Below are 17729 nucleotides of genomic sequence, written 5' to 3' on the forward strand. Positions count from 1 at the left end.
TTCCCTGGAGACTTACGCCGCCGCCCGGCTCGCCACCTGGGCGGGCGGGGTCCCGCGGCGGCGGGCGAGCAGGGCCTCGCGCTTCTTCGCCACGTCCGCCTCGATCTCGCGGATCATCGCCTGGAACCTGGGATCGCTGCGCAGCGGGGCCAGCATCGGGTAGGCGTCGAGCCGCAGGAAGATGTCCATGTCGTAGAGGGTGCGGTAGCCCGCATCGATCGCCGCCCGCAGCTCGGCCAGCGCCCGTTCGTTGTCGCCGAGCATGGCGAAGGCCTTCATCCGGGCGATGCGCCTGGCGTGCGCCTGCCATCTGCCGGGGCTCGGCTCGGTCACACGCAACACCTCCTCCAGGATCCGGCGCGACTGCCCCTTGTCGCCCAGCTGGGCGATGACGAAGGCTGCGGCGACCACCTCGTTGGCGGCGCTGGGCGACACCTGCGGCTCCGGCTCGAACAGTTCGGGGTGGATGATCAGCAGCTGCTCGCGGGCGAACTCCCAGTCTTCCGCAAGGGCCGCCGCCGAGAAGCCGATGGCGTGCCAGATGGGATCGGGCTCCGGCTCGGCCAGCAGCTTGTGGCTGCGCGCGAGCAGCTCCTGGTAGCGCGCCTCGGTGATCAGAATCACCGCGTTGGCCACTTCGGCGGCCACGGGCGAGGACTTCAGCCGGCCCACGGTCGTGGCCATGTCCTGCCTCAGGCCCAGGTTCAGGTAGAGGTGGGCCAGCTGCAGGTCGGCGGACGGATCGGTGCCCGGCTGGGCGGCGGCCCGAAGCCAGGGCTCGGCCTCGTCGAGCTTGCCCTGCACGATCAGGAACCCGGCCAGGTTCTGCTTGGTGTCGATGAAGTCGGGGAACAGCTCGGCGGCCGTCCGGAACTGCCGCTCGGCGGCCGCGAAATCGCCCGTCGCCGCCAACGCTTCCGCCAGATAGGTCTGGGCGATCTTGTCCAGCGGATCGATGGCCAGGGCGCGGCGCAGGTAGGTGATCGCCTCGGCCGGCCGGGCGACCGAGATGTCCGCGCCGTAGAGGCTGAGCGCTTCCGGATTGCGCGGCTCCAGGTCGGCCGCCCGCTTGAACGCGGCCGTCGCGACGCCCTCGCAGCTCTGGCAGGACGCCCGGATGAACTTCATCCGGTTCACCCACCCGCGGGCGATGTAGGCCGAGGCCGACTTGGGATCGAGCTCCAGGGCCTTGGCGATGGCGGCCTCGGCCTCGCGGATCGTCGGGGTGAAGTCGCCCTGGAGGTGGTGCTGGACCAGCAGGGCCGAGGCCTGGGCGAGGCCCGCGTACCCCTCGGGATTGTTCGGCTCTAGTTCGATCAGCCGCTTGAATCCCTCGTGCGCCGCCGTCAGCTGCGCCAGGCCCAGGTGGCGCAGCTGGGCGCGCGACGTCAGCTCCAGCTCGTAGGCCTCCGGGTTCCGACGGCTCGCCCGCGTCGGCCTATCCCCCGCCTTCAGCTCGGCCTTCAGCGCCTCGGCGACGGCCTCGGCGATCTCGGTCTGGATCACGAAGGCGTCGCTCATGTCGCGATCGAACGTCTCGCTCCACAGGTGGAAGCCGTCCGAGACCTTGATCAGCTGGGCGGTGACCCGCAGCCGGTCGCCGTCGTGCCGCACGCTGCCCTCGACCACGTGGGCGACGCCCAGCTTCTTGCCGATCTCGCGCAGGTCCTCGTTCTTGCCCTTGAAATAGAAGGCCGAGGTGCGGCCGGCGACCTTCAGGTCCTCGACCTTGGCCAGGGAATTGATCACCTCCTCGGTCAGGCCGTCGGCGAAGAACTCCATCTCCGGCCGCGTGGAGAAGCTGGCGAAGGGCAGCACGGCGACCGACTTCTCCTCCGACGGCAGGAGCGGCACGCGGGCGCCGCCGGCGAACACGCCGGTCGCCTGCAGGACGGTGATCACCAGCACGCCGCCGATCGCCGCCAGCAGGGCGCCGTCGAACCAGCGGAAGGTCAGCGGCGGCGCATCTTCGGGCGGGGCCTCGGTCCGGCGGACGCCGCCCTCGGGCGCCCGCTCGAAGGCCCAGGCGATGATGACGGCGATGGGCAGGCCGAGCGCCAGCAGGACCAGCAGCAGCTGCGAGGACCACTTGGGGAAGCTCAGGACCTCGAAGATGGTCCTGGCGATGCCGAACAGCGCCCAGGCCGTGACGAGGTAGACGCCGCCCACACGGATGACGTTGCGCCGCTTCAGCTCGCTGAGGAACCGTCCCGCCAAGCCCCGTCCCCCTTCGGACTAAGGACTATGCCGCAACTTCGTCCGGCGCCAAGGTTTTCGGCGAACACCGGATTCTGCTCGTCACCAAAGATCGTCGGTCACGGGTTGCGGCTCAAGCGCTACCTGTCGCCCGCCACCAGCGCCAGCCACTCGTCCTCGGTCAGCACCTGGATGCCGAGCTCGGTCGCCGTCTTCAGCTTCGAGCCGGCGCCAGGGCCGGCCACCACCAGATCGGTCTTCTTGGACACCGAGGACGCCACCTTGGCGCCGAGGCTCTCGGCCTGGGCCTTGGCCTCCTCGCGGGTCATCTTCTCCAGCGAGCCGGTGAAGACGACGGTCTTGCCGGCCACCGCGGTGTCGTTCTTGGGCTTTTCGGCGTCGAGCACGGTGAGCTCGGCGAACAGGTTCTGGACCGCGCGCCGGTTGTGGTCCTCGGCGAAGTAGCTGGCCGCCGCCTCGATCACCGCCGAGCCGATCTGGTCCATGGCGTCGAGCTCCTCCATGGCCGCCGGATCGCGCTCGGCGACCTTGTCCATCGCCTCCAGGAAGTGCTGCGCCGACCCGTAGCCGCGGGCCATCACCACCGCCGTGGTCTCGCCGATGTGGCGGATGCCGAGGCCGTAGATGAACCGGTCCAGCGAGATCGTCCGCCGCGCCTCGATGCCGGCGACCAGGTTGCGCACGCTGGTCTCGCCGTAGCCGTCGGCGGCCCGCAGCTCGGCGAGCTTCTCCTCGTCCTTGGCCAGCCTGAAGATATCCGCGGGCTCGCTGATCCAACCGCGCTCTGAGAAGGCGATCAGCTGCTTCTCGCCCAGGCCCTCCACGTCGAAGGCGCGGCGGGAGACGAAGTGGCGGAGGTGGGCGAGCTTCTGGAACGGACAGGCGAACTCGCCGGTGCAGCGGCGCACCACCGTCTCCGCCCCCGAGGCCGTCGTCTCCCGCGCCACCGGCGTGTGCAGTGGACACGGGCAATGGCTGGGGAACTCGTAGGGCTCGGCGCCCGCCGGCCGCTCCTCGGGCACGGCGCCGAGGATCTGCGGGATCACGTCGCCGGCCCGCTGCAGGATCACCGTGTCGCCGATCCGCACGTCCTTACGGGCGATCTCGTCGGCGTTGTGCAAGGTCGCGTTGACCACCACCACGCCGCCCACCGTCACCGGCTTCAGGCGCGCCACGGGGGTCAGGGCGCCGGTGCGGCCCACCTGGATGTCGATGGCCTCCAGCACCGTTCGGGCCTGCTCGGCCGGGAACTTGCGGGCGATCGCCCAGCGCGGCGAGCGCGAGACGAAGCCCAGCCGCTGCTGCCAGTCCAACCGGTCGACCTTGTAGACCACGCCGTCGATGTCGTAGCCGAGCTTCGGCCGCACCGCCTCCATCTCGCGGTAGGCGGCCAGCAGGCCCTCGGCGCCCTCCACGCAGCGCGTCTCTGGCGTCACGCAGAAGCCCCAGGCCTTCAGCAGCTGCAGCGCCTCCCACTGGGTCTGGGCGAACGGCGCGCTCACGTAGCCCCAGGCGTAGGCGAAGAACCGCAGCGGCCGGGCGGCGGTGATCTTCGGGTCGATCTGGCGCAGCGAGCCGGCGGCGGCGTTGCGTGGGTTGGCGTAGGTGCGCTGGCCGGCCGCCTCGGCCGCGGAGTTCAGCGCGGCGAACTCCTCGTGGCCCAGATAGACCTCGCCGCGGATCTCGATCACGTCCGGCCAGCCGGAGCCGGAGAGCCGCTTGGGGATCTCCTTCAGCGTCGAGAGGTTGGCGGTGACGTCCTCGCCGACCCGCCCGTCGCCGCGTGTGGCCCCCTGCACGAAGACGCCCCGCTCGTAGCGCAGCGAAGCCGACAGGCCGTCGATCTTCGGCTCGGCGGTGAAGAACACCTTCTCCTCGCCCAGCCGCAGAAAGCGGCGCACCCGCGCCTCGAACTCCAGCGCCTCCTCGTCCGAGAAGGCGTTGTCGAGGGAGAGCATCGGCACGCCGTGCTCCACCGGCGAGAACTGCTCCGCCCGCGCCGCGCCGACCCGCAGGCTCGGCGAATTCTCCCGCACCAGGTGCGGGAAGGCCGCCTCGATCTCGGCGTTCCGGCGCTTCAGCGCATCGTACTCGGCGTCCGAGATGGTCGGCGCATCGTCCTGGAAGTAGCGGATGTCGTGCGCGGCGATCTCGTCGGCGAGGCGGGTGAGCTCGAGGGCGGCTTCGGCTTCGGTGAGGTCGGAGACGGGCTTCATCCTTCCCTCCCCTTCATGGGGAGGGTGGCCCGGAGCGCAGCGACGGGTCGGGTGGGGAAGTCAGCCAATTCGATCACCTTGGTGATTGTCCCCTCACCGCCCCACCCGTCCGCCGGCTCGCGCCGGCGTCCACCCTCCCCATAAAGGGGAGGGAAGGCTTGGCTCAAGCCGTCATCAGCGCCCTCGCCGCCGCGCGGGCCGCGTCGGTGACCTGGGCGCCGGCGAGCATGCGGGCGATCTCTTCCTCGCGCTCGGCGGCGGAGAGCGGCTCGACAGTAGTGCGCAGGCGGTCCCCTTCCCCGGCCTTGGAGATCCGCCAGTGCGCCTCGGCCCGGGCCGCGACCTGCGGGCTGTGGGTGACGACGAGCACCTGGGCGCAGGCGGCCAGGCGCTTGAGCCTGAGGCCCACGGCGTCGGCGACCGCGCCGCCCACCCCCTGGTCCACCTCGTCGAAGATCATCAGCGGCTGCACGCCGCCGCCGCGGGCCGCCAGCGCCGCCTTCAGCGCCAGGGCGAAGCGGGCCAGCTCGCCGCCGGAGGCGATGGCGCCCAGCGGTCCGAAGGGCGCGCCGGGGATGGTGGCGATCTCGAAGGCGACCTGGTCGACGCCGCTCGGCCCTTCCCGGCCGGACGGCTCCACGCGGACGCGGAAGCGGGCCTTCTCGAGCTTCAGCGGCGCGAGCTCGCCCATCACCGCCTGGGCCAGCCGCTCGCCCGCCTCGCGGCGCAGCTGCGACAGCTTCTCGGCCTCGGCGCGGTAGGCGGCCTCGATGGCGGCCAGGTCGGCCTGCGCGCCCTTCAGCGCGTCTTCGGAGGATTCGATGGCCCGCAGTTGGTCGGCGAAGCGGGCGCGCAGGCCCGGCAGTTCCTCCACCGAGACGTTCAGCTTGCGGGCCATGGCGCGCAGGGCGAACAGCCGTTCCTCGGCCTTCTCCAGCTGGTCGGGGCGGAAGTCGAAGGCGTCGGCGGCCGAGTCGATGGCGGCCTCGGCTTCCTGGGCCTCGACCAGGGCTCGGTCGACGGCGTCGGCGGCCGAGGCGAGGCGGCGCACGGCCGCGCCGTCCTCGGCGGCGCCGGCGGCCAGGGCCCGCTCGATCGCCCGGGTCAGGGCCCGGTGGGCGGTGGCCAGCCGGCCGGAGAGGCCGTCGAAGCCCTGGCGGGCGGAGCCGATGTCGGCCAGCGCCTTCTCCGAGGCGCCGAGCACCGCCCGCTCCTCGGCCAGCGCCGCCTCCTCGCCCTCCTGCGGCTCGAGCCGGTCGAGCTCGGAGAGGCGCAGAGTCAGCTCCTCGGCCTCGGCGGCGGCGCGGCCGACGGCGGCCTTCAGATCCTCCACCCGCTCGCGCGACTGGGCGAGCGCGCTCCACAGGGCGTCCACCTCGGACAGCAGCTCGCCGGCGCCGGCGAAGGCGTCGAGCATCCGGCGGTGGGTCTTGGCGTCCAGCAGGCCGACGGTCTCGTGCTGGCCGTGCACCTCGACCAGAAGGTCGCCGATCTCACGCAGCACCCCGACGCTGGTCGCCTGGTCGTTCACGAACGCCCGGCTGCGGCCGTCGGCGGCCAGCGTGCGGCGCAGGACCAGGTCCTCGTCGCGGGCGTAGCTGAGGCCCTTCTCTTCCAGCAGGTCCCAGACCGGGTGGTCGGGCGCGGGCGCGAACACCGCCGAGGCCACCGCCTGGGTGGCGCCACGGCGCACCAGGCCGGCGTCGGCGCGCGCGCCGGTCGCCAGGCCCAGGCTGTCGAGGATGATCGACTTGCCGGCGCCGGTCTCGCCGGTCAGCGCCGTGAGGCCCGGGCCGATGGACAGGTCCAGGGCCTCGATCAGCACCACGTCGCGGATCCACAGCCCGATCAGCATGTCGGACAGGATCGCCTCGAATCAGCGAAGCCGGAAGCGCTGGCTACTGGGCGGAGCCTTCCGCCGCAGGCTCGGCCGGCGCGGCGGGCGCTTCGGCGGCCGGCGTGGCCTGCGCGGGCGCGGCCGGAGCCGCCTCGACAGGCGCGGCCGGGGCGGCCTCGGCGGCCTGCACCGGGGCGGCGGCGGGCGGCGGGGCGGCCTCGGTCACCGCCGGCGGGCGCACCGTGGTCTCCTTGCGCTTGCCCCAGGGCAGCGGGATCCGCGGCATGAACCCGCCCGAGGGTTTGGCCGTGGCCGGCTGCAGGCCCTTGTCGGTGAGCAGGTTGTAGGCGTCCCGGTACCAGATGTCCCCCGGGTAGTTGTGGCCGAGCACGGCGCCGTTGCGGCGCGCCTCCTCGCCCAGGCCGAGGGTCAGGTAGGCCTCCACCAGGCGGTAAAGCGCCTCCGGCGTGTGGCTGGTGGTCTGGTAGCGGTCGACGACGGTCTTGAAGCGGCCCACGGCGGCCAGCGTGTCGCCGTTGCGCAGGTACCAGCGGCCGACGGTCATCTCCTTGCCCGCCAGTTGGTCGTTGACCATGTCGATCTTCAGTCGGGCGTCGGCGGCGTATTCGGTGTTGGGGTAGCGCTGGGCCACTTCCTGCAGGGCGTTCAGCGCCTGGCCGGTGGCGCCCTGGTCACGGCCCACGTCGACGATCTGCTCGAAGTAGCAGATGGCCTTCAGGTAGTGGGCGTAGGCCGCCGCCGGGTTGCCGGGATAGAGCGAGATGAACCGCTCGGCGTCGGCGATGGCCTCGGGATAGTCGTTGCCCATGTAATGGGCGTAGGCGGTCATCAGGATCGCCCGGCGGGCCCATTCCGAATAGGGGTGCTGGCGCTCCACCTCTTCGAAGTACTGCACCGCCTGGCCCCACAGGCCGCGGTCCAGCCGGTCGGCGCCGGTGGCGTAGAGCAGCTCCACCGGCCGCTCCTCGTACGCCAGCCGGGGCTTCTTGTCTTTTCCGGCGCATCCGGCGAGCGCGACGGCGGCGATCACGGCCGCCATCGTCGGACGAGCCCAGGAATTGTGAAGCAAGGACACCTTCACCTCAAAAAGAGAACCATCGCGCGCCCCCGCGCCGCGTTAACCCCCTCTCTACACCACCCCGTTGGGCGAGCAAACGGATGCGAGGTCGCGGGGTTGTAGAACCTCGCGCCCCTCGCCTCCGCAGATTACTTCCGATCGCCCCGGCGTTCGACGCGATGACCGGGGCGGTTTGGCTAAACCGGCGCGAACTGGGCGGCGTAGCGCTCGATGGCGGGCGTGGCGATGACGCCGCCCATCTCGTAGACCTCGGGCTCGGCCCACGGGACATTCAGGTCCGCGAGGGCTTGCCGCAGCGTGGGCAGGAAGACCTCGAACTGGTCGCGCCGCTCCCACACGTCGACGACGCAGAAGCCGCCGTCGTCCGAGAAGCCTGCGAGGTGGGACACCGCGCCCTCGGGCAGCTGGCCCGCCGTACGCGCCATGATCTTGGGATAGGTGGTGCGGTCCACGTCCCGGGACCGGTAGACGACCATGAGCGGCATTCTGCGCCTCCCCGTTGCGAGCGGCCTTCGCCGCAAGGGAAGCGTGCGCCCACGCACGGGCGCGCGAAATTCACATATCGGTGTTACCGCCCGGAGCGGGCTTAGACCGCCGCCTTCAGGGGGTCGGCGAAGGTGCGCCAGCGCCAGGCGGAGGGCTGGGCGAGCAGCGCGCGGACCAGGGCGTTGTTGAGCGCGTGGCCGGCGAGGATGCCCTCGAAGCGGCCGAGCACCGGGCCGCCGAGCACATAGAGATCGCCGATGGCGTCGAGCGCCTTGTGGCGGACGAACTCGTCCGGGCGGCGCAGGCCCTCGGGATTGAGGATCCGGTCGCCCTCGATGACGATGACGTTCTCCATCGAGCCGCCGCGGGCCAGGCCCATGGCGCGCAGGGCCTCGACCTCGTGCAGGAAGCCGAAGGTGCGGCAGTTGGCCAGTTCGCTGCGGAACGCGGCCTCGTCCATCGCCATGTCAATGCGCTGGCGACCGATGGCCTTGGACGGGAAGGCGATCTCGAAGGCGACCTCGAAGCCCTCGGCGGGCGACAGGGTGGCGCGCTTGTCGCCGTCGACCACTTCGACGGTGTCGAGGATCTCGATGAACCGGCGCGGCGCCTCCTGGCGGCGCAGGCCGACGCGGTCCAGCACCTCGACGAAGGCTTCGGCCGAGCCGTCCATGATCGGCATCTCCGGCCCGTCCAGCTCGACCATGGCGTTGTCGACGCCGAGCATGGCGAGCGCCGCCATCAGGTGCTCGATGGTGGACACGGTCACGCCGGCGGCGTTGCCGATGACGGTGCCGAGCTGGGTCTTGACCACCGACTCGCCGGTCGCCGGCACGCGGTTGTCGCGGTCGGTCACGTCGGTGCGGACGAACACAATGCCGGTGTCGGGACCGGCCGGGCGCACGGCCATGCGCGCATGCGCGCCGGTGTGCACGCCGATCCCCGCCAGGACCGCGGGCCCCTTGAGGGTGTGCTGATACGCGGATGCGTCCAAAGCTCGCGACCTTCTACTCGAGGCGGCTTGCCGGCCGCGGTGTCCCAGCGGCTGGGATAAGGTGAATGCTGCGGCGCCGCAAAGCACATCCTGTTTCCGAATGTTTCGCCTGCGCCGTGGCGGAATTTTGGCAGAAATCCCTTGCGTTTCAGCCGCTTAGATTAACGAGAACGGGCCCCGGCGGAGCGCCGGGACCCGTTTAGAACGCCTAACCTTAAGGGCTCGTTTACCCAATTCGTACGCGAGCCGATCCCGCGCTAGTTGGCGAGACGACGCAGGAAGGAGGGGATCTCCAGATCCTCGCCGGTGTCGGCCTGCTCGATCTCCTGAGGCGCCTCGACCGGCTGGGCGCCGCCGCGGGTGGCCGCGGGGCGCGGGGCCGGCGGCGGGGCGTCGTAGCGGGGACGGCCGCCGAACAGGCTCATGAAGCCGCCGCGCTGCGGGCGCCGCTCGGTGACGACGGGCTGCGGGAACAGCGGGGCGGCGTCCTCGAACTCGGCGACGGATTCGTCGACGATCTTGGTGACGGGCGCGGGCTGCGGCGCGGGCGCCGGCTCCGCCGCGGCGGTGAGAAGGTCGCCCTGCAGTTCCTCGATGGCCTCGGCCGCCAGGGGCTCCGGCTCGAGCTCGACCGGCTCGGGCTCCATGTCGGCCAGGACCGGCTCGGGCGCGGCGGCCACGGGCGGTTCGTAGGCCGGGACCAGCGGGCGCACCGGTTCGGACTGGCCCAGCGCCGGACCGCGGGACATCGTCCGCCGTTGGACCTGCGGCTCGATCATGGTGATGGAGCCGGAGTCCATGCCGGTGGCGACCACCGACACGCGGATCACGCCGTCGAGGGCCGGGTCGAAGGCCGCGCCGAAGATGATGTTGGCTTCCGGGTCGACCTGTTCGGAGATGGCGTTGGCCGCCTCGTCGACCTCCAGCAGGGTCATGTCCAGGCCGCCGGTCACGTTGACCAGCACCGCCTTGGCGCCCTTCAGCGAGACTTCGTCCAGCAGCGGGTTCTGGATGGCGTTCTGGGCGGCCATCAGGGCGCGGTCTTCGCCGGTGCCCTCGCCGGTGCCCATCATCGCCTTGCCCATCTCGGTCATCACCGTGCGGACGTCGGCGAAGTCGAGGTTGATGAGGCCCGGCAGCACCATCAGGTCGGTGATCGAGCGCACGCCCGAGTGCAGGACCTGGTCGGCCATGCCGAAGGCTTCGGCGAAGGTGGTCCGCTCGTTGGCGATCCGGAACAGGTTCTGGTTGGGGATGACGATCAGGGTGTCGACGTAGCGCTGCAGCTCGGCGATGCCGGCGTCGGCCAGGCGCATCCGGTGGCGGCCCTCGAAGTGGAAGGGCTTGGTCACCACGCCCACCGTCAGGATGCCGCGCTCGCGGGCGCACTTGGCGATGATCGGGGCCGCCCCGGTGCCGGTGCCGCCGCCCATGCCGGCGGTGATGAACACCATGTGGGCGCCGTCGAGGTGCTCGCCGATCTCCGGCACGCTCTCCTCGGCCGCGCTCATGCCGACCTCCGGGTGGGCGCCGGCGCCGAGGCCCTGCGTCACCTGCACCCCGAGCTGGATGCGGCGCTCGGTCTTCGAGAACGCCAGTTGCTGGGCGTCGGTGTTGGCGACGACGAACTCGACGCCTTCGAGGCCCGCCTCGATCATGTTGTTGACCGCGTTACCGCCAGCCCCGCCGACACCGAAAACAACGATGCGCGGCTTGAGCTCGGTCTCTTGCGGCGCCGAGAATGCGATTGCCATGGACCCCACGTCCTTCCGCCAAAATCAGGTCAAACGCCGCGCGACCCGCCCGCGAAGCGCCCTTGGTTAGGATGCGGTTAACTAGGCGCCCGACACCCCTAACGAGTGGTTAATCGGATAGCCTGAGTCGGCTTTTCGTCGACGCGGCCGAGGCCCTTTTTTCCACAATGGATGGCGGGGCTTAGCTTGACCATTGGAGCCCGGATTCGCGGTCGGGCGCGAGCCCGTGCGCGGCGCTCGCCCGAGGCTCGCGCGATGCGGCATTCACCCGGTTTTCAGCCACTTAGGACAGCGACTTCGCAGGCGCCCCTGCCTGCGATCTGCGGGCGTTCCGCAGCGTCAACCCGCGCCCTGGCCACGCCTTCGGCCGCAGGGCCCAACCCAGGAAGGCGCCCGGACCGGGCGCTTCGCGACGAAGTTTCGCAGCGCCGCGCCGCCGCCTACTCGCCGTCCGGCGGCGCGATGATGGTCACCGTCCGGCCGTCGTCGCTGAAGGCCCCGAGCGGCCGGGCCTTGCCGTCCAGGATATCCAGCAGCAGCGGCGCGAGGGTCGCCGCCGAAGGGCGACCGTCGTAGTGGCCGAAGATCGCGGTCCGGCCGTCCTGCTGAAGCCTCGCCACCCACCTCGGGTCGGACCGCCGGCTCTGCTCGTCGAAGATCAGGGTGAGCTCCGCGTCCTCCGCCGTCTCCAGCACCGGCGGCGACTCCAGGGTCATGGCGCTCAGCCGGTCGACCTTGGCGTCTTCGCCGTCGGGCGTGACGCCCCGCCAGGCGAGCATCGGCCACGCCCGATCCTCGATGGGCGCCTCGGCGCAGAAGAGGATCGGCGTCCGGGGCTCCGCCCTTCCCTCCTGGGCCGCGGCCTGCGCCACGGCGCCGAGCAGCGCGCCGACCAGCGCGTCCGCCGCGGCTTCGTCGCCGGCGTGCTTCACCGGCCGACCCGTGCGTTCGGGCGGCGGGGCCTTGGCGCAGGCCTTGAGCTGAGCGCCGGCCGAGGCGAGCGCGCCCTGCGTCAGCGCCGCGATCTGCGCCTCGACCGCCTCCGCTGCGGCGTCGTCGTAGGTGGCCCGGACCTTCATCGTCCACCCTTCGAGCGGCGCCATCCACAGGTCCGCCCGCCGCCCGCCGGCCTCGGCGTACCGGGCCCTGCGCCAGCGGAGCCCGCCGAGATCCACCGGCTCGTCGGCCACCTCCTTCGGGTTGTTCAGCAACGGACTGCCCGCGAGCTGCTCTTCGGCCTCGGCGAAGCTCGCGTCGAGGTCGCCGCGCCGGTAGAGGAAGAAGGTCACGATCGCGCCCGGGGCATTGTAGCCGCAGCTCACGTCCAGCCCGAAGGCGTCGTAGGTGATCAGGTTGCTGCGGGCGAACATGCCCATCGACGCCGGGCAGCGAAGGCCGCTCTGCAGATGCCTGGCGTCTCCCGCAGGGTTCTCCCAGACGCTCTTGGGGACCGGCGGCGCAGCCGCGGCCTGCGCCGGCGCGGCGGCCGGGGTCGGCGCGGCGAGCGCTGGCCCGGCCAGCAGAACGAGGACGGCGGAAAGGACTCGCATGGCTTCACCCCCAACGGGCGGAGCCTAAGCGCAGCGTGTGGGGCGGCCTAGAGGTTCTCGCGCAGCCAGGCCGCCGCGCGGGCCACCGGATTGGCGCCCGGGTCGAGCGGCTCGCGCCGGATCTTCGAGCTGGCCAGGGCCTTGGCGGAGACCGCCTCGCGCGGGCCGAAGGCGGCCCGGTGGAGGATGCCGGCGGCGGCGCAGAAGGCCGGGCCCGAGGCGGCGTCGGCCAGGTGCGGCACCCGGCGCGGGCGGCCCAGGCGCACGGGCCGGTCGAACACCCGCACGGCGACTTCGCGCACGCCGGCCAGTTGGCTCGCGCCGCCGGTCAGCACCAGGCCCGCACCCGGCTCCACCGGCGCGCCGGAGGCCTTCAGCCGGTCGCGCAGCAGCTCCAGCGTCTCCTCGACGCGCGGCGCGATGATCCCCTTGAGCAGGCTCCTGGGGGCGATCACCGGGCCCGCGCCGGGATCGTCGCCCCGCGGCGGGGCTTCGATCATCTCGCGGTCCTCGTTGGCCGAGGCGATGGCCGAGCCGTGCAGGGTCTTGATCCGCTCGGCGCCGGCGATGGAGGTCGAAAGGCCGCGGGCGATGTCGGCGGTGACGTGCTGGCCGCCCACCGGGATGCTTTCCACGTGCACCAGGCTGCCGTGGTTGAACACCGCAGCGCTCGTCGAGCCGCCGCCCATGTCGATGCAGACCGAGCCCAGGTCCATCTCGTCCTCCTCCAGCGCGGCCAGGGCCGAGACGAAGGGGGCGGCGACGACGCCCTCGAACTGCAGGTGGGCCCGCTCGACGCAGGCGCCGAGGGTCTGGAAGACGGCCTCGTTGATCGAGACGACCAGAAGCTCGACGCCGAGGCTGCGGCCGAACATGGCCCGCGGGTCGCGCACGCCACCTTGCCCGTCCACCTGCCAGGCGATCGGCAGGATGTGGGCGGCCCGGCGGCCGGGCAGCTTCACCTGGGCCAGCGCGGCCTGGATGGCGCGGATGAGGTCCTGGTCGCCGATCGGCCGGCCGCTGAGCGAGACGCGGCTGGAGACCCGGTGGCTGGCCAGCTGGCCGCCGGCCGTCGAGACGGTGACGCCCTGCACGGACACGCCGGCCACGTTCTCGGCCCGCTCCACCGCCTGGGCGATGGCCTCGCTGGCCTCGTCGAGGTTGACGATGGTCCCGCCGCGCACGCCGCGCGACTGGACATAGCCGACGCCGGTGGTCGTCAGCGTCCGGTCCACCCGGCGCACCCCGTCGGCCTTCATGATGAAGCACGCCACCTTGGATGCGCCCAGGTCGACGGCGGCGACCACAGGCACGCGCCCCAGCGCCGCCTTCAGGCTCTCCCGGCCGCTCGCCTCCTTGCGCTCCTCGCCTCTTGCAGGTCCCGACTTGCCCACCTTGCCCATTCCCTTCAGGCGCCGCTCGCCACCAGCTGGCCCGGCAGCACGCCGTCGCGTGGCCGGACCGCAACCACGTTCGGATCGCGCATGTCGATCCGCTCAAAACCCAGCTCGAGGATGCGGGTCCGCTGGTCCAGCTGGTCCAGCTGGAGCAGCGCCGCTTCCTCGTCCACCGCCGGCAGCTGCACCAGGCTGCCGTCCTTCAGCCGCAGGTCCCAGCGCCGGTCGTCGACCCGGATCAGCGCCACCAGCCGGCTGGACAGCCGCGGCCGCGCCGCGACCGCCGGCAGGATCTGCGCGGCGTGCTCGTTGGCGCCCACGCCCACCACCAGCGGCAGGTTCGGGAACCGGGCCGGGTCGGCCTTCGGAATGATCCGGCCATGCTGGTCCACCACGTGGATCCGGCCGCCGTGCTGCCAGACGGCGAGCGTCTTGCGCTCCTTCACCGCGATCACCAGCGTGTCGGGCATCAGCCGGACGATGCGCGCCTCCTCGACCCAGGAGACCTCCATCACCTTCTGGCGCATGGCTTCCAGGTCCAGGCCCAGGATCGGCTGGTCCTTGTAGAGGCCGGTGGCGGCCAGGATGTCGCGGGTCGCCATCTCGGAGGCGCCCTGGATGTGCACGGCGTTCAGGCGGAAGCCGGCCGCGCCGAACGCCTTGTCGATGCCGCCGGTGATCGCCTGGCCGACCATTTCGGCCCGCCCGCCGGTGCCGAGCACCGCCGAGACGGCGATGGTCAGCACGGCGCCGGCGGCGATGAGCGCCTGTTTGGGAGTAAGGCCCGCCCCTTTGGCGGCCTGCAGCTTGCCCGCAGCCTGCGGCCCGCGCGCAGGCGCGGCCGGCCGGCTGCGGCCCGGCTTAGCGGACGCTTTCGCTCGAGGTCTCGCCGATACGCGCGATTCCCCCCGCACCGCCGCGGGCATAAGCGTCCTCCGTGATCCACAGCACCAAACGGTCGAAGTCCACGCCCTTGTGAGCCGCCTGCTCTGGCGCGAGCGAGGTGGGCGTCATCCCAGGCTGTGTATTCACCTCTAGAAGGACCAAAATGTCGTTAACGTCGTCATAACGCAGGTCCGACCGCGTAACCCCCCGGCAACCCAGGGCCGCGTGCGCGCGCTCGGCATAATCCAGGCATCTTTCAATAACTTGTCGCGGCAAGTTCGCAGGAACGACGTGCTCGGAACCGTCTTCGCCGTACTTGGCCTCGTAGTCGTAGAAGCCGGTCCTGGGGATGATTTCGGTAACCGTCTGGGCCTTGCCGTCCATCACCGCGACGGCCAGCTCCTTGCCCTGCACGAACGGCTCGACCATGACCTCCTCGCCGAACGTCCAGGCCGGCTCGACGATCTCCTGCGGCGGCCGATTCGCCCGCTCGCGGACGATGAACACGCCCACCGAGGAGCCCTCGGCGTTCGGCTTGACCACGTAAGGCGGCGGCAGCACGTGGTCGCGGGCGACCTCGAAGCGGTTGTAGAGGCCCCCGCCCGGCACCGGCACGCCGGCCGCGGCGATCACCGCCTTGGACTTGGCCTTGTCCATGGCCAGCGCCGAGGCGAGCACGCCGGAGTGGGTGTAGGGGATCTGCAGCGTCTCCAGCACGCCCTGGACGCAGCCGTCCTCGCCCCAGGCCCCGTGCAGGGCGTTGAAGCAGACGTCGGGCTTCAGCTTCGTCAGCACGTCGGCGAGGTTCCGGCCCGCGTCGATGCGAGAGACCTTGGCCCCCAGCCGCTCGAGGGCGTCGGCGCAGGCCCGGCCCGAGACGAGGCTCACCTCCCGCTCGGAGGAGAGGCCGCCCATCAGGACGGCGACGTGATGTCCGGAGAGAGGAAGGGTCACGGGGCCTCCGCGGCTAGCTGTCGAAAGTCGATGTCGCTGGCGGCGACGGTGTAGAGAAACGATGTCCAAACCGCGACGCTCTGGGCGAGCTTCTCCGGGTCCACCTTGTCGAAGGTGTCGTCCGCGGAGTGGTGCAGGTCGAAGTAGCGGGTGACGTCGGGCGACAGGCTGGCGACCGGCGCGCCCAGGCGCACCAGGTCGGCCACGTCCGCCCCGCCGCTGGTCGCCGGCTCCGGAGCGAGCACGACCTCCAGGGGCGCGATCGCCGCGGCGAAAGCCTGCATCGCCGGATGCTTCGACGACCCCTTGGGCAGCCGCACGCGCCAGATCGGTCCGTCGCCGGAGTCGCTCTCCGAGACCACCACCATCTTGCCGACCTCGTCCTTGTGGGCCGCGGCGTAGGCCTCGCCGCTGTCGGCCAGCTCCTCGGCGCCCCACATCACGAGCCGGATGGTCCGCCGCGGCCGCTCCGCGGCGACCAGCCTGGCGGCGGCGGTGGTGATGGCGATGCCGGCCGCGTCGTCGATGGCGCCCGTGCCGGGGTCCCAGGCGTCCAGGTGGCCGCCGACAACAATCACCTCGTCCGGCGCCTCGGTCCCGGGGATCTCCCCGACCACGTTCCAGGCCGGCACGCTCTCCCGGTAGGTGTTCTCCATCTTCAGCTTCAGGCGCACCGGCTGGCCGCGTGCGACCAGGCGCTCCAGCAGCTGGGCGTCCGGCGGCGACAGGGCCGCGGCCGGGATCACCGGCGCGTCCTTCGGCCGGCTCATGGCCCCGGTGTGCGGCAGGCGCGTATCGTCCGTGGAGCTGGAGCGGGTCAGGTAGGCGACCGCCCCCCGCCTCGCCGCCTCGGCCGCGCCTTGCGTGCGGTTGCGGTTGATGAAGCCGTAGCCGGAGCCGTCCTGGGTCTTGGGCATCGGCTGGCTGACCACGGCGATCTTGCCCTTCAACGCGCCGGGCGGCTGGGCCATGAGCTCGTCCAGCGAGCCGAACAGGGCGATCTCCGCCTCGATCCCGCCCTTTGGCGTCGGCCCCGAGCGGGCGAGGCCCAGGATGTGCAGCTTGTGAGGATAGGGCGCGACCACCTCGGCGCTCTCCTCGCCCCGCAGCCAGGACTCGGCCCGGAACTCCTCGACGCGCACGTTCGAGAAGCCCAGCGCCTTCAGCTTGGCGACGCCCCAGTCCCTGGCCCGCTCCATGGCGGGCGAGCCCACCGGGCGCGCGCCCACCTCGGTGGTCAGCGACTCCGTCAGCTCGTAGGCCGTCCGGTCGGCCAGCGCCCGGTCCCGCAGCGCCTTGGCCTTGGCGGTCAGGTCCTGCGCCTGGGCGCTGAACGGCAGGGCGAGGGCGACGGCGAGCGAAGCGATGACGAGAGGGCGCATGCATCGCGGGTGCGCCCGATGGAGATTCCCGTCAAGGCGGCGCTGCGTCCCGGCCCTGGCGAGGGCTACCAGAGGCTCGCCTTGGCCCGCTCCGGCCACTCGCGGTCGTAGGCCTCGCCGCCGACGCGGTTCTGCGACATGCACGCCAGGATCTGGCCGGCGGTCGGCAGGCTCCTGGGATCGATCTGGACGTCCGGGTCCCAGAGGCGCGAGCGGACGATCGCCCGGGCGCACTGGAAGTAGACCGCCTCGGTGGTCAGCACGATGGCGCTGCGCGGCGGCTTGCCCTCCTCGGCCAGGCTCGCCAGCAATTCCGGATCGATCGACAGCCGCGCCCGCCCGTTCACCCGCAGGCAGTTGCCCGAGCCCGGGATCAGGAACAGGAAGGCCGCGCGCGGGTCGCGGACGATGTTCCGCAGGCTGTCGCAACGGTTGTTGCCCTTGCGGTCGGGCATCACCAGGGTCTGCGCATCCAGCATCCGCACGAACCCGGGCCTGTCCCCCCGCGGCGAGCAATCCAGCCCCTCCGGCCCGCTGGTCGCCAAAGCCACGAACGGCGAGGCCTCGACGAAGGCCCGGTACTGCTCGGTGACATGGTCGGCGACCTTCACCAACGAGGCCTCGTTGGTCGGCCCATAGATGGCTTCCAGCTGCTCGATGGTGTCGATGGTGGTCATCGGCCGCTCCCCTGTCGCTTCGGGCCGACCTTAGCCGCAATCACACGAGTCTCGAACGCGCCGCTTTCCTTTCCCATTCATGGGAAAGGGGGACCACGGGCCGAAGCCGGCCAAAGGCCAGCTGAAGAGCGCGTGGTGGAAAGGGCAAGCCCCAGGCGCGGCGCAGTGGACCGCTCCAAACCTGCACCCTTCCAAGCACTGCGCAGGCGGCTCGCCCCCTCCCCCACCCGCTCTTCAGCCGGCCTTCGCCGGCTTCGGCGGGCGGTCCCCCTCCCCCGCTT

At 71.7% G+C, this 17729-nt stretch carries 13 protein-coding genes; all 13 read right to left on the reverse strand.

Annotation, left to right across the window (positions count from 1 at the left end; all coding sequences use genetic code 11):
- Positions 1-12 precede the first annotated feature (12 nt).
- Positions 13-2217, reverse strand: coding sequence for a tetratricopeptide repeat protein (locus tag ACFSC0_RS20705; RefSeq protein WP_377283404.1), 2205 nt, complete (start codon positions 2215-2217; stop codon positions 13-15).
- A gap of 119 nt (positions 2218-2336) precedes the next feature.
- A complete protein-coding gene (gene ligA / locus ACFSC0_RS20710) occupies positions 2337-4433 on the reverse strand; it encodes an NAD-dependent DNA ligase LigA (RefSeq protein WP_377283405.1) in 2097 nt (698 codons plus the stop codon).
- 163 nt (positions 4434-4596) lie between these two features.
- On the reverse strand, positions 4597-6288 hold the full coding sequence (gene recN, locus ACFSC0_RS20715) for a DNA repair protein RecN (protein WP_377283406.1): 1692 nt from the start codon (positions 6286-6288) through the stop codon (positions 4597-4599).
- A 43-nt stretch (positions 6289-6331) separates the two neighbouring features.
- Positions 6332-7330, reverse strand: a complete 999-nt coding sequence (locus tag ACFSC0_RS20720; protein ID WP_377283407.1) for an outer membrane protein assembly factor BamD — start codon at positions 7328-7330, stop codon at positions 6332-6334.
- 215 nt (positions 7331-7545) lie between these two features.
- Positions 7546-7854 (reverse strand): hypothetical protein, encoded by a 309-nt coding sequence (locus ACFSC0_RS20725; RefSeq protein WP_377283408.1) that lies wholly within the window; start codon positions 7852-7854, stop codon positions 7546-7548.
- Between the two features lie 101 nt (positions 7855-7955).
- Positions 7956-8849, reverse strand: a complete 894-nt coding sequence (gene lpxC, locus ACFSC0_RS20730) for a UDP-3-O-acyl-N-acetylglucosamine deacetylase (RefSeq protein ID WP_377283409.1) — start codon at positions 8847-8849, stop codon at positions 7956-7958.
- 257 nt (positions 8850-9106) lie between these two features.
- Complete coding sequence (gene ftsZ, locus ACFSC0_RS20735) at positions 9107-10603, reverse strand: cell division protein FtsZ (protein ID WP_377283410.1); 1497 nt, start codon at positions 10601-10603, stop codon at positions 9107-9109.
- A 440-nt stretch (positions 10604-11043) separates the two neighbouring features.
- The gene (locus ACFSC0_RS20740) at positions 11044-12153 is read right to left on the reverse strand and encodes a hypothetical protein (protein ID WP_377283411.1); all 1110 of its coding nucleotides are present in this window, start codon (positions 12151-12153) and stop codon (positions 11044-11046) included.
- Positions 12154-12200: 47 nt separating this feature from the next.
- A complete protein-coding gene (gene ftsA, locus ACFSC0_RS20745; protein WP_377283412.1) occupies positions 12201-13556 on the reverse strand; it encodes a cell division protein FtsA in 1356 nt (451 codons plus the stop codon).
- Positions 13557-13561: 5 nt separating this feature from the next.
- Positions 13562-14296, reverse strand: coding sequence for a cell division protein FtsQ/DivIB (locus tag ACFSC0_RS20750; RefSeq protein ID WP_377283413.1), 735 nt, complete (start codon positions 14294-14296; stop codon positions 13562-13564).
- 115 nt (positions 14297-14411) lie between these two features.
- Positions 14412-15350: a D-alanine--D-alanine ligase gene (locus ACFSC0_RS20755; protein ID WP_377283955.1), complete on the reverse strand. Its 939-nt coding sequence runs from the start codon at positions 15348-15350 to the stop codon at positions 14412-14414.
- Positions 15351-15385: 35 nt separating this feature from the next.
- Positions 15386-16771: a M20/M25/M40 family metallo-hydrolase gene (locus ACFSC0_RS20760; RefSeq protein WP_377283414.1), complete on the reverse strand. Its 1386-nt coding sequence runs from the start codon at positions 16769-16771 to the stop codon at positions 15386-15388.
- A 65-nt stretch (positions 16772-16836) separates the two neighbouring features.
- Positions 16837-17448 carry a pyridoxamine 5'-phosphate oxidase family protein gene (locus ACFSC0_RS20765; RefSeq protein ID WP_377283415.1) on the reverse strand — a complete coding sequence of 204 codons (612 nt, stop codon included), beginning with the start codon at positions 17446-17448 and terminating at the stop codon, positions 16837-16839.
- Between the last annotated feature and the right edge of the window lie 281 nt (positions 17449-17729).

The sequence above is a fragment of the Phenylobacterium terrae genome (genome assembly GCF_042681205.1).
Classification (GTDB): Bacteria; Pseudomonadota; Alphaproteobacteria; order Caulobacterales; family Caulobacteraceae; genus Phenylobacterium; species Phenylobacterium terrae.

Excerpts from the sequence above, each read along its gene's own strand:
- ligA (WP_377283405.1), bottom strand. The coding sequence starts at position 4,433 with ATGAAGCCCGTCTCCGACCTCACCGAAGCCGAAGCCGCCCTCGAGCTC.
- recN (WP_377283406.1), bottom strand. The coding sequence starts at position 6,288 with ATGCTGATCGGGCTGTGGATCCGCGACGTGGTGCTGATCGAGGCCCTG.
- ACFSC0_RS20720 (WP_377283407.1), bottom strand. The coding sequence starts at position 7,330 with ATGGCGGCCGTGATCGCCGCCGTCGCGCTCGCCGGATGCGCCGGAAAA.
- ACFSC0_RS20725 (WP_377283408.1), bottom strand. The coding sequence starts at position 7,854 with ATGCCGCTCATGGTCGTCTACCGGTCCCGGGACGTGGACCGCACCACC.
- ftsZ (WP_377283410.1), bottom strand. The coding sequence starts at position 10,603 with ATGGCAATCGCATTCTCGGCGCCGCAAGAGACCGAGCTCAAGCCGCGC.
- ACFSC0_RS20740 (WP_377283411.1), bottom strand. The coding sequence starts at position 12,153 with ATGCGAGTCCTTTCCGCCGTCCTCGTTCTGCTGGCCGGGCCAGCGCTC.
- ftsA (WP_377283412.1), bottom strand. The coding sequence starts at position 13,556 with ATGGGCAAGGTGGGCAAGTCGGGACCTGCAAGAGGCGAGGAGCGCAAG.
- ACFSC0_RS20755 (WP_377283955.1), bottom strand. The coding sequence starts at position 15,350 with ATGGGCGGCCTCTCCTCCGAGCGGGAGGTGAGCCTCGTCTCGGGCCGG.
- ACFSC0_RS20760 (WP_377283414.1), bottom strand. The coding sequence starts at position 16,771 with ATGCGCCCTCTCGTCATCGCTTCGCTCGCCGTCGCCCTCGCCCTGCCG.
- ACFSC0_RS20765 (WP_377283415.1), bottom strand. The coding sequence starts at position 17,448 with ATGACCACCATCGACACCATCGAGCAGCTGGAAGCCATCTATGGGCCG.